General features: G+C 72.8%; 16 protein-coding genes. 9 read left to right on the top strand and 7 right to left on the bottom strand.

What is annotated here, in order from left to right; genetic code table 11:
* Positions 1-300 precede the first annotated feature (300 nt).
* The 4 genes from ABL57_RS10315 to ABL57_RS10300 all read left to right on the top strand — a co-directional run bounded on the left by ABL57_RS10315 (position 301) and on the right by ABL57_RS10300 (position 3,459).
* Positions 301-588 (top strand): DUF4287 domain-containing protein, encoded by a 288-nt coding sequence (locus tag ABL57_RS10315; protein WP_047803384.1) that lies wholly within the window; start codon positions 301-303, stop codon positions 586-588.
* Between the two features lie 154 nt (positions 589-742).
* A complete protein-coding gene (locus ABL57_RS10310; protein WP_053004884.1) occupies positions 743-1,231 on the top strand; it encodes an alpha/beta hydrolase in 489 nt (162 codons plus the stop codon).
* Positions 1,232-1,673: 442 nt separating this feature from the next.
* Positions 1,674-2,390 (top strand): hemerythrin domain-containing protein, encoded by a 717-nt coding sequence (locus tag ABL57_RS10305; protein WP_047803382.1) that lies wholly within the window; start codon positions 1,674-1,676, stop codon positions 2,388-2,390.
* A gap of 688 nt (positions 2,391-3,078) precedes the next feature.
* Entirely contained in the window at positions 3,079-3,459 is a 381-nt protein-coding gene (locus ABL57_RS10300; protein WP_371212476.1) for a helix-turn-helix transcriptional regulator, read from the top strand.
* A gap of 157 nt (positions 3,460-3,616) precedes the next feature.
* Here ABL57_RS10300 and ABL57_RS10295 read toward each other — a convergent pair whose 3' ends face one another.
* A complete protein-coding gene (locus ABL57_RS10295; RefSeq protein ID WP_047803381.1) occupies positions 3,617-3,844 on the bottom strand; it encodes a hypothetical protein in 228 nt (75 codons plus the stop codon).
* Positions 3,845-4,050: 206 nt separating this feature from the next.
* Between ABL57_RS10295 and ABL57_RS10290 the strand changes: the two genes are divergently transcribed.
* Genes ABL57_RS10290 through ABL57_RS10280 form a run of 4 tightly spaced genes read left to right on the top strand, consistent with a single transcriptional unit; the run spans position 4,051 to position 7,419 of the window.
* A complete protein-coding gene (locus ABL57_RS10290) occupies positions 4,051-4,974 on the top strand; it encodes a putative selenate ABC transporter substrate-binding protein (RefSeq protein ID WP_203225595.1) in 924 nt (307 codons plus the stop codon).
* Positions 4,971-5,780 carry a phosphonate ABC transporter ATP-binding protein gene (locus ABL57_RS10285; protein ID WP_047803380.1) on the top strand — a complete coding sequence of 270 codons (810 nt, stop codon included), beginning with the start codon at positions 4,971-4,973 and terminating at the stop codon, positions 5,778-5,780. The genes ABL57_RS10290 and ABL57_RS10285 overlap by 4 nt, the downstream gene beginning before the upstream one ends.
* A gap of 11 nt (positions 5,781-5,791) precedes the next feature.
* Complete coding sequence (locus ABL57_RS22310; protein WP_160310787.1) at positions 5,792-6,253, top strand: hypothetical protein; 462 nt, start codon at positions 5,792-5,794, stop codon at positions 6,251-6,253.
* On the top strand, positions 6,208-7,419 hold the full coding sequence (locus ABL57_RS10280; protein ID WP_053004882.1) for an ABC transporter permease subunit: 1,212 nt from the start codon (positions 6,208-6,210) through the stop codon (positions 7,417-7,419). The genes ABL57_RS22310 and ABL57_RS10280 overlap by 46 nt, the downstream gene beginning before the upstream one ends.
* A gap of 140 nt (positions 7,420-7,559) precedes the next feature.
* Here the strand turns inward: ABL57_RS10280 and ABL57_RS21830 are convergent, their stop codons facing one another.
* From ABL57_RS21830 to ABL57_RS20730, 6 genes are all read right to left on the bottom strand, one after another.
* Positions 7,560-8,315 (bottom strand): hypothetical protein, encoded by a 756-nt coding sequence (locus ABL57_RS21830; RefSeq protein WP_047803379.1) that lies wholly within the window; start codon positions 8,313-8,315, stop codon positions 7,560-7,562.
* On the bottom strand, positions 8,315-8,509 hold the full coding sequence (locus ABL57_RS10270; RefSeq protein WP_047803378.1) for a hypothetical protein: 195 nt from the start codon (positions 8,507-8,509) through the stop codon (positions 8,315-8,317). Before ABL57_RS10270 ends, ABL57_RS21830 begins: the two co-directional genes overlap by 1 nt.
* The gene (locus ABL57_RS10265; RefSeq protein ID WP_082157365.1) at positions 8,506-9,042 is read right to left on the bottom strand and encodes a MarR family winged helix-turn-helix transcriptional regulator; all 537 of its coding nucleotides are present in this window, start codon (positions 9,040-9,042) and stop codon (positions 8,506-8,508) included. Before ABL57_RS10265 ends, ABL57_RS10270 begins: the two co-directional genes overlap by 4 nt.
* A gap of 312 nt (positions 9,043-9,354) precedes the next feature.
* On the bottom strand, positions 9,355-9,696 hold the full coding sequence (locus ABL57_RS10260) for an antibiotic biosynthesis monooxygenase (protein WP_047803376.1): 342 nt from the start codon (positions 9,694-9,696) through the stop codon (positions 9,355-9,357).
* 142 nt (positions 9,697-9,838) lie between these two features.
* Positions 9,839-10,225, bottom strand: coding sequence for a hypothetical protein (locus ABL57_RS10255; protein WP_047803375.1), 387 nt, complete (start codon positions 10,223-10,225; stop codon positions 9,839-9,841).
* Positions 10,226-10,438: 213 nt separating this feature from the next.
* Positions 10,439-10,993 carry a hypothetical protein gene (locus ABL57_RS20730; RefSeq protein ID WP_053004881.1) on the bottom strand — a complete coding sequence of 185 codons (555 nt, stop codon included), beginning with the start codon at positions 10,991-10,993 and terminating at the stop codon, positions 10,439-10,441.
* A 987-nt stretch (positions 10,994-11,980) separates the two neighbouring features.
* Here ABL57_RS20730 and ABL57_RS10240 point away from each other — a divergent pair.
* Positions 11,981-12,298: a hypothetical protein gene (locus ABL57_RS10240; RefSeq protein WP_047803373.1), complete on the top strand. Its 318-nt coding sequence runs from the start codon at positions 11,981-11,983 to the stop codon at positions 12,296-12,298.
* The last annotated feature ends 179 nt before the right edge of the window (positions 12,299-12,477 follow it).

The following is a 12,477-nucleotide window of genomic DNA, read 5'->3' as shown; positions in this document are numbered from 1 at the left end:
AGACAGGACCCGCCGCAGAATCCGAGTGGGTGGTGGAGAATGGGGCATCTTCTGGACCGCGTGCTGGATGTCCTCAGCGTCGTGCCTCTGCTGGGGTGGCTGACCAGAGTCATCGGCAGATGAGGCAGAGCGGGGGCAGGGGAGTGTGCCGCCGGGGGATCTGCCACGGAGCGTCTCCGGGAGCGCCGCGCCGACGAGACGGGGGCCGGCCTCGGCCTTCTTGACCACATGGACGACGGAACCCAGACTGATCACCCCGGAGCGCGCCGAACAACGGCGCCGGAAGTCGAAGGTGGCCGCATGTCCTTCCAGGCCTATCTGGACAGCATCGAAGCGAAGACGAGGCTGACGCCGCGGCAGCTGGTCGACCTGGCGCACGAGCGCGGGTTCGACGCATCGACCAGGGCGACCCCGATCATCGAGTGGCTCAGAGAGGACTACGGCATCGGCCGTGGCCACGCCATGGCGCTGGTCCACGTCATCACCGAGGGTCCCGGCATCAGCGCCAAGCACGTCGGGAGCACGGGGACCCACCGCGACCGGACGGACACCCTGTGGCTCGACGGCGCGGCGACCCGTCCGCAGTAGGCCCTTGTTCCCTCCCTCGGCAGGTCCGGGCCTCGTCTCGTGCTCGACTCTGCAGGAACTGCCGGAGGCTGTTGGGCGCTCGTCGGCGCTGTCGCCGTTCCCGGGCTCCGGGCTCCGGCCCGGGGCCGGTGGACTCCGGACGGGCAGCCTGGCCGTGCTGCAGACGATCGCCGACCAGTACAGGACCGCCGTCCTCGTTCCGGTCTCGCGGGGCTCGACGTGGGACGGTGTCCGCGACGGCTTCGGTCCTGACATCGATGTCATCGACCGCGCACCGCACCGCGCGTTCGACGCCGTGGCGGTGGATCCAGAGCGGATCGGTATCGCCGGGTTCTCCGACGGCGCTTCCTACGCGCTGGGCCCGGGGCTGGCCAACGGGGACCTGTTCGGCCACGTCATCGCTTTCTCCCCGGGCTTCATACCGTCCGCTGCCCGCCGGGGACAGCCCCGGATCCTGATCTCCCACGGGGTGACGGACCCGGTCCTGCCCATCGACCGCACCAGCAGACGGTTCGTGCCGGCCCTGCAGCAGACCGGCTACGACGTCACCTACCTCAAGTTCGACGACGCCCACACCGTTCCGCTGGACATCGCACGCAAGGCGGCAGAATGGCTGGGCTGGAACGATCCGCCCGCCGGGTAGGGGAAGGGCCAGGGCGTCCACCTGGCGCGGGCCTCCTGACCGGGGCGGACGGCCCGGACGACTCCGCCGCGCCTCGCGCGCAGCAGGGTCCCGGCCTCGGGCCCGGGCAGAGCGACAGCCGGTTCCCTCATGACCGAGGTGGCCGCCACTCGCGGCGACGTGCGCGCCGGGACGTGCCCACCCGGCCACGCTGCCGGCCAGGAACTCCGTCTCGCCGGAAGCGTCCCGGACCCGCTGCTGGTGCTCACCGGACTCCTCGGCCCGAGTTCTCGTCCGGACCGTCACCGGAGAACCACAACGGACTCAGCAGGCTTACCATGTCAGGCAGGAGTCGTCCGTGGAGCACATCACGGCGGGAGCGGCCCTGGCGGTGTCCGCACCTCTCCCGGCGCCGGCGGCCTCGATCCGGCGCTCCCGTGCCTGCACTACCTGAAAGGTCGTCATGACGCGATCCATCGCCGACCAGACCGTCGCCGAACTCGGCGGGCGACTGAGCGTGCTGACCCGCCAGCAGAAGGACCACATCGAGCTCGACCGGCTGCTGCGGCAGCTGGACGGGGCGGAGGCCGCCGCCCAGGGGCAGGTGCTGCTGCGGATCTACCGCCTGGTGTTCCCGCACGCCTTCGCCGAGGAGTCCGTGCTGTGGCCGGTGATGCGCCGCGTCCTGCCTGACGGGCACGAGCTGACCCTGCAGGTGGAGCAGGAGCACCAGGAGGTCAACGAGCTCGTCACCGCCCTCGAGACCCTTCACGCCGATGACCCGCAGCGGGAGGCGGTGCTGGCCCGGCTGGTCGAGGTGCTGCGCAAGGACGTGCGCGACGAGGAGGACGAGCTGCTGCCCCGGCTGCAGCAGCTCCTGGGCCCGGCCCGGCTGCGTGGGCTGGGCCTGGCCTGGGAGGTGCTGCGCCGCACCGCTCCCACCCGCGCCCACCCCGTCGTGGCCCGGCGTCCGCCCGGCAACGTGATCGCGGCCCTCCCGCTGTCGGTCCTCGACCGGTTGCGGGACGTCGCCGACGCAGCCGTGCTCCGTGGGCCGGGACGCGGCGCACCGGTGCTGCGCTCGGTCAGCACCGGCCTGGGCGCTCTGGCCCACCGGGTCGAGGGCCTGCCCGTGATGCGCCGGGGTGAGGACCCCTCCACCGGCCGCGCGGGGTTCTAGTCACCTGCCGCACCCAGGGGCGGCTCCGGCCGATAGAGCAGCCGGCCCCGCACGCCACGTCATCCGGATCGTCGCCCTGGCCGACAGACCGCACCGGCCGGGGCTCGGCGCCCGGTGCCGGTTGCCGCATCGGAGCCCCCGCTCCACGTGTGTCGACCCGGGTGGTGTGCGGACGCCGGTGTGCGGACCGTGCCCGGACGAGAGCGTGACAGGACTACTGCAGCAGCGGATTGAGCCAAAGGGAAACGATGCCGACGGCGATCACGCACCCCGCGGCCACGACGAACCCTGCCACCATGGTGACCAGGGCCCACGGACGTCCGGGGCGCCGGGTCCGGGATGTAGGGGCACTCATGACAATCCCTCCGATCGACGTGACCGGAGGTCTGTCCCGACCCGCATCGGGGTCCGCCCGCCGGACCCTGTGGGGGTCGGGATGACGACGGGGCGTCGGTGGGATACTCCCCTCCCTGTACCGAAAAGTGAAGCAGAATTCACCTGTCCGGTCAAGATCGCGCCCGTCCCGCCCTTCCGCACCGCCTCGGAGGAGGAGGTGGCCGCGCTGAAGCCGCTGTGCCGCCGCTGTCCGAGAGCCGAGGGGGACCACGAAGCGGGCACCTCCAGCACCCGATCGCAGACGCCGGTCGGGTTGGTGCCATTCACCGTGCTGAAAAGGCAGAATCGCGGCATGATCTCCGACACCGGCGCCTCCGACGCCGATACCCCGCCCCCTCCCTCCGCCGTGCCCCCCGGTCCGCTCGCACCGGAGCAGAGGGGATCAGAACGCCCGGCCTGGACGCTGCTGACCAACCACGGCCACGTCCTGCTGGCCGTGGCCGAGTCCCAGGATGCCCGGGTCGCCGATATCGCTGCCCGGGTGGGCATCACCCCGCGGGCGACCCTGGCCATCCTCAAGGACCTCGAGGACGCGGCCTACCTCACCCGGCGCAGGGTCGGCCGGCGCAGCCACTACACCGTGGACGCCCACCAGCACTTCCGCCATCCGGCCACCGCCGCCCACGAAGTGGGCGAACTGCTGGCGATCTTCGCCGATCCGTCCCGACCCTGAGGCACACCTCCTCCGGGAGGATGCGGAACAGGGGCGGGTCTGTCGAACGCTGGTGCGTTCCAGAAGCCATGGCGCGGACCCTGTGTGCTGCCGACGAGCGGTCGGCGTCACGGCCTCGCCACGCACATCCGGCCAGGCCGTGCCCCTGGTGGGACGGTCACCGTGGCTTCGGCGGCAGGGCCGCCACCCAGGCGATCCCGGCAACGATCTGCACCACCCCGGCGGCCCGCATCAGGCCGGGATGCTGGACGAACTTCGCCACCACCCGGCGCACCGGGTCGGGACCGATCATCCACCGGGCGGCATGACGGGCCGGGAAGAGCGCGGCAATGACACCGTCACCGATGGTGACCAGGGCAATGCTCTCTGCGATACGGACCTGCACGGAAACCTCCGGAGGACATCGACGTCGGAGTGCCAGTGTGCCCGGATGTCGCCCGGAACGTCCACAGCAGTCGGCGCTTCGCGTGACACGGCACCTGGACGTGCTGGTGTGACGCGGCGTCGAGGACCAATGTCCCACCCCGTTCTCGGGGCAGCTCCAGCGGAGCCTCGGTCCGGCGGGTCGTGGGAGGACCGTAGGATGCGGTCATGTCGATGGTGAGAACGTGCCGTGCCCTGTCCGCCGGGACGCTCGGTGTGGCCGTGGTCCTGGGCGCGGCGGGGTGCGGAGCTTCCGCCGGCGTGGAGGAGGGGCCCGGCCCGTTGCGCATCAGCGCGATCCCGGACGTGGATCCTTCCGACCTGGCCGAGCGGGAGGAGGCGATGGCAGCGTACTTGGCTGATGAGCTCGACGTCGCGGTGGAGTACGTCCCGGTCAGCGACTACGCGGCGTCGGTCAGTCTGTTCGGCACCGGAGACCTGGATGTGGTGTTCTACGGGGGCCTGACCGGGGTGCAGGCCCGGCTGCGCACCGAGGGGGCGGCTGTGCTCGCGCAGCGCGACATCGACGAACGGTTCCGCAGCGTCGTCATCGCCCACCGGGACGCGGGACTGGAGCCGGTAGAGGACGTCGCCGGCCTGGCGGAGCTGGCCGGCTCCCGCTTCACCTTCGGCAGCGAGTCCTCCACCTCGGGCCGGCTGATGCCGGCGTACTTCCTCGGTCAGGCCGGCGTCGACCCCGAGGCCGACTTCGCCGGGGCGCCCGGTTACTCGGGCTCGCACGATCTGACGATCGACCTGGTGGAGTCCGGCAGCTATCAGGCCGGGGCAGTGAACCTGCAGGTCTGGGAGGCGCGCACCGAGGCCGGAACGGTGGACACGGACGTGGTGCAGGAGATCTTCACGACCCCGGCGTACGCCGACTACCACTGGGTCGGGGCGCCCGGCCTGGAGGAGCGCTTCGGCGGCGGCTTCACCGACAGGCTGCGGCAGGCGCTGCTGGACGTGGACGGGTCGGATGCCGAGGAGACGGCGCTGCTGGAGCAGTACGGGGCGGGGGCGATCGTCCCCGCCGAGCCGGGGGACTACGACCGGATCGAGCAGATCGCTCGCACCCTCGGTCTGGTCGGATGAGCCGTGACCGGGTGACCGCCCCCGGGGAGACCGGCCCGGGTCAGGCGGGGATCGTGCTGCGGCTGCGGGGTGTGAGCGTGGCCTACGGGAACCGTCCGGCCCTGGACGGGGTGGACCTGACCGTGCGCCGGGGTGAGCGGGTGGCCCTGGTAGGGCCCAGCGGGGCGGGCAAGTCCACCCTGCTCGGACTGGGCAACGGCACCGTGGTCCCCACACGGGGACGTCTGGACGTTCTCGGCGTCGAACCGAGGGCGCTCTCACCCGGTGCCCTGCGGAAGCTGCGGGCCAGGATCGGCTCGGTGCATCAGCAGCTCCACCTGGTCGGGCCGCTGCCGGTGGTGCACAACGTCAACGCCGGGCGGCTGGGCTCCTGGGGCCGGCTGCGGGCCGTGCGCTCCCTGGTCCGACCGCTGCAGGTGGACGAGGCGCGCACCGCGCTCGAGCGGGTGGGCATCGGCCCGGACCTGCACATGCGCACCGACCGGCTCTCCGGAGGCGAGCAGCAACGGGTGGCACTGGCCCGGCTCCTGGTGCAGGACCCGGAGCTGGTGCTGGCCGACGAACCGGTCGCCAGCCTGGACCCGGCGCGGGCCGAGGACGTGATGCGCCTGCTCTGCGGGCTGCTGGAGCAGCCCACCGGCCACCGGCGCACCCTGGTGGTGAGCCTGCACGACTTCGACCTGGCCGTGCGCCACTGCGATCGGGTGATCGCCCTGCGCGGTGGCCGGGTGGTCCTCGACATTCCTGTCGAGGAGGTGGACGAGGGCACGCGGGCACGGATCTACGACCTGGCCCCGAACCCGTGAGGCCCGGCGGCGTGAGCGCCCCGACCCGGCTGACGGTGGCCCGTGACGCCGGGGGCCGAGCCGGCCGGTGGCGGCCGCCCGGTGGCGGACGGGGATGGGCCGTCGTGTGGATGCTGGCGGTGGTGTGGTCGCTGGGCGGCTGGCTGGCCGCCGACGGCCCGGTCGTCAACACCTCGGGCTGGTCGCGGTTCGCGGAGTTCTTCGCCGCCGCGCTGTCTCCCCAGCTGTCGACGGACTTCCTGCTCAGGACCGGGTCCGCGGCGCTGAGCACACTGTCGTACGCGGTGCTGGGCACCCTGCTCGCGGTCGTCGTGGGCCTCGTCGTCGGGGTGCTGGTCTCCGAGACCTGGTGGGCCGCCGGTACGGGGGCGAGGTCCCGCCGGAGGGTGAGCCGCGTCGGGTGGCTGCTCACCCGGCTCGCCCTGCGGTGCCGCGGGGCGTCCACGAGGCCGTCTGGGCGCTGCTGCTGCTGAGCGTGCTGGGACGGGATCCACTGGTGGGGGTGCTGGCGATCGCCATCCCGTTCGGGGCCATCACGGCCAAGGTCTACGCGGAGATCATCGACGAGTCGGCCGGTGATGCGTATGCGGCGTTGCGCGCGGCCGGTGCCCGGCGGGGACCGGCGCTGCTGTACGCGGTGCTGCCGACCGCGCTGCCGGACCTGGTGTCCTACGCGTTCTACCGGTTCGAGTGCGCGGTGCGGTCCGCGGTCGTCCTCGGCATGGTCGGTGCCGGGGGCCTGGGCTTCGAGTTGGTCCTGAGCTTCTCCGGTTCCCGGCATGCCGAAGCGTGGACGCTGATCTACACCGTCGTCGTGATCGGGGCAGTGGTGGAGCGGTGGGGCTCCGGTCTCCGGCGCGCCGGTGGGGTTGCCCGCTCCAGGCTCTCCGCGTTGGCGGTCCTCGTGCTGGTGCTCGCCGCCCTCGTGCATCTGGGTCCCAGCCTGTCCCGGGTGCTCTCCTTCCGGACAGCGGAGCTGCTCGCGGGTCTGGTGGCCGAGATGCTCCCGCCGAGCCTGCCCGAGGGCGGATGGTCCCGTCTGCTGGAGGAAGCGCTGGTCACGCTGCAGATGTCCCTGGTGGCCGGCACGGTGGCCGCGGTGGCCGCGGTGGCCGTGACCTTCGTGGCCGCCCGCGGCGGGACCACCCCGGCGCACCGATCCGCCGGGATGCTCGCGCGCTGGCTGCTGCTGCTGACCCGGTCGCTGCCGCCCCCGATCTGGGCGCTGCTGTTCCTCTTCCTGCTCCTGCCCGGCCCCCTGCCGGGGGCGCTGGCGCTGGGCGTGTACAACTTCGGCGTCCTCGGCCGGCTCTGCGCCGAGGTCGTGGAGAATCTCGACCGCCGATCCCACGACCACCTCGTGGCCACCGGGGCACCAACGGTGAGCGCCTTCGCATACGCCGTCGTCCCCCAGGCCGGTGGACGCTTCCTCACCTACGGTCTGTACCGCTGGGAGGTCGCCGTGCGCGAGACCGTCGTCGTCGGCATCGTCGGAGCCGGAGGGCTCGGACGACTGCTGGAGGACCAGCGTGTCGCCTTCGACCTCGACGCCATGGCCGGCACCGTCCTTGCCCTCATCGTGCTCTGCGCCCTCGTCGACCTGATCAGCGCCACCGTCCGCGGCAGCCTGCGCCGATGACGAGGTGACCACGGTGCCGCGGCGGCAGACAGGCGCCCCGCGAGGTCACCGACGGCATCGCGCAGCACCATCGGCACCGTCGCGCCGTGGGCATGGGCACCGCGCGGCGGGGTCCGCTCCCTCCCACCGCCGCACGGATCTCAGCGCGGGAACCGTGCCGCAGCCATCGGCTCCCCGTGCCGGCGACGGACCAGGACAGCCGCCGCCCCGACCACGGCCAGCCCCGCCCCGGCCACGATGCCCAGGACACCGGCGCCGGCCGCACTCGTGGAGACGACCACACCCAGCAGAGCCCATGCGCCGGCGGCGACGAATCCCGGATGGGCGCGGAAGAGCACCGCACCGACGACGAGGCTGATCACCGCGCCCAGAAGGAGCAGCCCGAGGTACGCCGGGTTCGTCCGGGCGGTGCCGGGCAGCACGGTGGCCGTGTTCACCCAGACCGCGGCGGCAGCCCACCCGGTGTAGAGGCCGACACTGGTGCCCAGCAGCCACCTCGTCAGCGGCCCGGTGGGGGTGGTCACGACGATGCGCAGGGCGACCCCGAGGCAGGCGAGCATGAGCAGGAAGACCGGCACCGACCAGACCGGGGAGGACACCGCTGCGAGGAGCCAGGCGGTGAAGCCCAGCTGGGCCAGCGACACCGGCCATTGGACCCGCGCATAGGGAGCCGTGGCGGCTCGCTCTCGCGGCAGGCCCCAGAGCGCGGAGGCCACGCACCCGATGACGATGATGCCCCAGATGCCGAAGAACGGCCCCGGCGGAACGATGACCGGGTCCGAGGCCGACTCGCCGGTGAAGCCGGACAGGGCCGGGCTTGCGGCCTGGGTCATCGCGGTGGCCAGCAGCACCCACCGCCCCCACGTGCCGGCCGTCCGGGCGAACGGCCCCGTCATCACCGGCGCCGTGTCCGACCGAGGAACTCGTCCCGGTTGCGTGCGGCCGTGGCCGTGGCGGCATCGTCGTTGAATCCCCTCGGCAGGGCGCTGACGGCATTGGCGGCGAGACCGACCGCGGCGGCGTGCCACCAGCGATAGCGGCGGGCCGGGGCCGCAACCGACGGGGCGGAACGGACGGTGGAGGTGGTCATGGTGCGGTGTCCTTCGGTGACTGGGGGACGGGATCGTCCTGTGCGGAGGTGGCGCGGGCGAAGTCGTGGAAGTGCGCGGTGACGGCGCGCAGGTAGCGTCCGATCACGGCCTGCTCCTCGGGGCTGAACTGCTCGACGAGAGCGTCGAGGCGCTCGAACAGGGGCTGCAGGGCGCCCAGCGTGCGGGCGACGGCCGCGTCGGTGGGCTCGAGCACCTTCCGGCGCCGGTCACTGGGATGGGGGCTTCGGTGCAGGTGGCCGGCCTCTTCGAGCCGGTCCACCAGTTCCGTGGCGGAGCCGGTGGAGATGCCCAGGCGTCCGCTCAGCTCGGCCGAACCCAGCGGCACGGACCCGCTCATCACGTGGTTGAGGGCCGAGTAGTCCAGGGGCCGCAGCTCGAGTCGGCGGGCCAGTTCCTGGTCGACCTCCTGGGCGGCACGCACCAGCGCGCGCACTGCCCAGGAGAGTTCCGGGGCGGTGAGCCGCTGCCGCTCGGAGTCCTCCACCGGGTCCTGTTCCGGCTGACGCGTCATAGCACGAGACTACGGCGGGAACACTCGGAAACGGAGAGTCTCCGATGCGGAGTTATCCGAAGGCAACGTGGCCCGTCGCTCCGGCCGTGGAGTGCTCACGGTGTTGGTTACGGTGACCGCCGTCCAGCCCGGGCTGGGCGGCCTCTGGCCCGGCTGCTGCTCGGTGAGCACCGCACCGCCGGCACTCTCGCGGGCGGTCCGGCCGTCATCCTCTGCGCCGGCCCGGCCGTTGGGGTGCGGCGGAGCTCCGCCCCTCGCACACTTCCTCTGCGGATCGAGCTGCCCGGTTCCATCACGGAACAGGGGGTCGGCTCAGCGGCGTCCTGCGCTGCCGGTCCCGGGCCCGTAGTGCCGTTCGACCGTGGCCACGCGCACGGTGTAGTCCGCGTACCAGTCGCGGGCTCCGCGGCGCTGGGCCTCCAGGTGCTCGGTGACCTGCTTCCAGGCCCGGGCGTGCTGAGCGGTCTCCCAGTAGGACACCGTGATGCCGAATCCATCCGTGTTGCGGGCGCTCTCCATCGACAGGAACCCGGGTTGCCGGCGGGCCAGCTCCTCCATGTGCTGAGCGATCTGCTCGTACGCGTCCTCGGGAGTGGAGGCCGTTCGCCGGCTGGAGAAGATCACCGCGGTGTACGGGGGCCGCTCAGGGGTCATGCGTCCAGTATCGGGGATGCCGGCCCGTACCGGTGGGGCGTGCCCCCGGCACACGCCCCGGGCGCGGACCGTGTCCAGGCGCCTGCGCTCTCGGTCCAGGCGGGTCTCCAGCCGTCCGGTCCGCTCCTGGGCCGGAGGCGGTTCAGCGGCCCTGGGTCAGGTCCATGTAGTGCTGTTCGGTCCGCAGCAGTTTCGTCAGCGGCCCTTCGTGCGCGGCGAGGGCCCGGTGCAGCAGACCGGCCACGGTGTGCGGGCCCACGGTGATCGGCTCCCCGAAGGGTCCCTCGAGTTCCGCGCGGGGGACGACGACGCCGCCCGGATCGAAGGCGACCGTCTCGCCGTGGGCATCCAGCAGCTCGCCGATGAAGTACTCGCCGGTGCGCTGGTCGGCGTAGACGGTCAGCCGCACGGCTTGGGGGTGGAGGCGGCGCAGGGGATCGGCAAGGAGCCCGAGCAGTTTTCTGGCGTAGGCGCGTTTGGCCCGGAGGAGTCTCGCTTCCGCGGTGGACAGGACGGTGTGAGCGTTCATCGGATGACCCCCAGGATGTGGCCGTGCGCTCGACCGGAGCACGCCGGCCGGTGGAGCTCACCGCGGCTGCGTGCGTGCCGATCGGCAGGAGCGACGGGGAGGAGCGGGCCGACGGGAAGGAGCGGGGCGACGGGGCCCTCGTGGACGTGGGCACCTGCCGTCCCCTCGCTGGGCCGGAGCCCGCAGATCCCGGTGGGAAGGGCTGCGCAGTTATCAGTTTCGGCGGTCTGCGCGGTCCTCCGGGGTCCGGTCGATGCCCAGGAGCTCGTTCGTGCAGGGCAGGAAGGGAGGACAGCGGGCATCCAGCATCGTGGTGGCAATGAGCATCAACCGGTCGCGCTCCACGGCCGGCAGGTGGAGGAGCTCGTGCAGGTACGCCTCCAGCTCCAGTTCCCCGACGACCCCGCCGTGGTCGAGATAGCGCAGCCACAGCCGGTGGAGTGCGAGGTCGGTGGTCGCGAGCGAACGCCGCAGCGATCGGGCCTGGACCGGGTTGAAAATGACGTCATCGGACATGGGAGCCTCCGGATCCGGGAACAGTGAGGACCAGGTGCCGGGTCGAGCGGGTGTCGCTGTCACCCCGCCGGCATCGCCGGCGGGGACAGGGGATCGTCGGCGCTCCAGCAGGAGGACACCGGCCACCACCGCGCCGGGCACCGCGACCAGCAGCATGACGGCCGGCGTGTCGGTGGCCACCGCCAGGACCGCCACGGCGGCCGGGGTGGTGAACACGAACAGACGGACCCCGGTCCGCAGGGCTGGACTCACCTCAGGACCTCGAACCGCGACAGGGCAGGACGAACGCTGCCGAGGTAATGCTCTCCGCCCCCCCCGCTCTGGACGCGCCGGTCCCGGCCGTGGCCGCCCACCCACGGTCCTCGGGCACCGTTCGGGGGCGGCCACGGCCGGTTCCGGCGGGTCCTCCCGGGAATCGTCGGCAGGGCACCGGGCACCCCCGTGGGGATAACCCGGTCGGCGGGGTGCAGCAGGGCCTCGGTCACCGGCTGCGGCGCCGGTCCGGTGTCATGGACGGCGACGGACAGTGTCCGCAGGCGCTGCGCTCCGATGTCCTGCTCGGTCATGGCATCCCCCTGCCCCGGCCACCCAACGGCTTCCCGTTCCTGCCCGCATCACCGGCTTCACCGCAGCTCCGCCGAGGCGACACGAGCCTGAGACGCCGGCACTGCACGGCGACCCACCCCCGTCCGGGCCCCGGTGACAGCGGCCCTCGGTGACAGCGACCCCCGGACGACGAAGAACGCAGGCGTCCCGGCCCAGGTGAGGCGGTCACCGGCTTCGTGCCGGCACGGATCCAGTTTGCGGCCCGCCGGTGACCTGCAGGTGACCACGGGATGACCGGCAGGGGTGACCACCGTGTGGCGCCGGGGTGCCCGTCGTCGACACGCCGCGCGACCGCACGCGACCGGCGTCGTCGCCTCCACGCGAACGGCGGGGCAGCGGTCCCGCGGGCCGGTGCTGCGGGTGGGGCGCGGGGGTCGGCGGCCTGGACCGCCGCGGTCGGCGTCCGCGCCTTCCCGTGCTCCTGGTGCACCGGGAGGCCTGTGCGGAGGGCCTCCCCGGCGGGGAGGGGAACGGGAACGGACGGTCCGATGAACAGATGGATGACCCTGGGCGCAGAGCCGTGGGTGCCGGCGCAGCCCCCTACGCTGGGGGTGGACAACGACGTCGCCCCCTTTCCGGCGCCGCGGTCCATCCGGCATCGCGGTGCGCTCGACCGCCAGGAGGCAGCGAACCATGACCGCTCCTTTCCGCATTCCCGCTGTCCGCGGCGACACGCCCGGTCTCGGCGCCTCTCAGGGGCGCCGGGATCCGATCCGCCTGTCCCGCTACAGGATGCGCGCCGACCGCCCCGGGCTGCGACTGCGCGCCGGGGAGACGGTGCTGTGCGCCCTGTACGCGCCGACGGAGTCGCACCTGCTCGTGCTGGTGCGCTGCGAGACGGACGGGCACAATCCCGGTGTCCTGCTGTCCGTGGCCGAGGTGGAGTACCTGGGACCGACCGAGGAGATCCTGGGGCCCTGCGCCTGGGGACGGCCGGGCGTGCGCCCCTGAGCGGCCACCATCCGGGTGCTGCCGCGGAGCCGGCCGGCCCCGACGTTCGACGGTCTCGGCGGCCGGCCGGTGTCGAGGACCGGCGCGGGCGTCGTCGTCGGCCGGGCCGGGGCTCAGTCGCCCACGGCGTCGCGGCCGCGCCGGACGATCAGCGGGTCGGGCGGATAGACCACCGCCGG

It is taken from the genome of Kocuria sp. SM24M-10 (genome assembly GCF_001027955.1).
Lineage (GTDB): Bacteria > Actinomycetota > Actinomycetes > Actinomycetales > Micrococcaceae > Kocuria > Kocuria oceani.
This window is presented reverse-complemented; position numbering and strand designations above follow the sequence as displayed.

Excerpts from the sequence above, each read along its gene's own strand:
- ABL57_RS10290 (WP_203225595.1), top strand. The coding sequence starts at position 4,051 with ATGTCGATGGTGAGAACGTGCCGTGCCCTGTCCGCCGGGACGCTCGGT.
- ABL57_RS10240 (WP_047803373.1), top strand. The coding sequence starts at position 11,981 with ATGACCGCTCCTTTCCGCATTCCCGCTGTCCGCGGCGACACGCCCGGT.
- ABL57_RS10300 (WP_371212476.1), top strand. The coding sequence starts at position 3,079 with ATGATCTCCGACACCGGCGCCTCCGACGCCGATACCCCGCCCCCTCCC.
- ABL57_RS10260 (WP_047803376.1), bottom strand. The coding sequence starts at position 9,696 with ATGACCCCTGAGCGGCCCCCGTACACCGCGGTGATCTTCTCCAGCCGG.
- ABL57_RS10270 (WP_047803378.1), bottom strand. The coding sequence starts at position 8,509 with ATGACCACCTCCACCGTCCGTTCCGCCCCGTCGGTTGCGGCCCCGGCC.
- ABL57_RS10255 (WP_047803375.1), bottom strand. The coding sequence starts at position 10,225 with ATGAACGCTCACACCGTCCTGTCCACCGCGGAAGCGAGACTCCTCCGG.
- ABL57_RS10265 (WP_082157365.1), bottom strand. The coding sequence starts at position 9,042 with ATGACGCGTCAGCCGGAACAGGACCCGGTGGAGGACTCCGAGCGGCAG.
- ABL57_RS10305 (WP_047803382.1), top strand. The coding sequence starts at position 1,674 with ATGACGCGATCCATCGCCGACCAGACCGTCGCCGAACTCGGCGGGCGA.
- ABL57_RS21830 (WP_047803379.1), bottom strand. The coding sequence starts at position 8,315 with ATGACGGGGCCGTTCGCCCGGACGGCCGGCACGTGGGGGCGGTGGGTG.
- ABL57_RS10315 (WP_047803384.1), top strand. The coding sequence starts at position 301 with ATGTCCTTCCAGGCCTATCTGGACAGCATCGAAGCGAAGACGAGGCTG.
- ABL57_RS10285 (WP_047803380.1), top strand. The coding sequence starts at position 4,971 with ATGAGCCGTGACCGGGTGACCGCCCCCGGGGAGACCGGCCCGGGTCAG.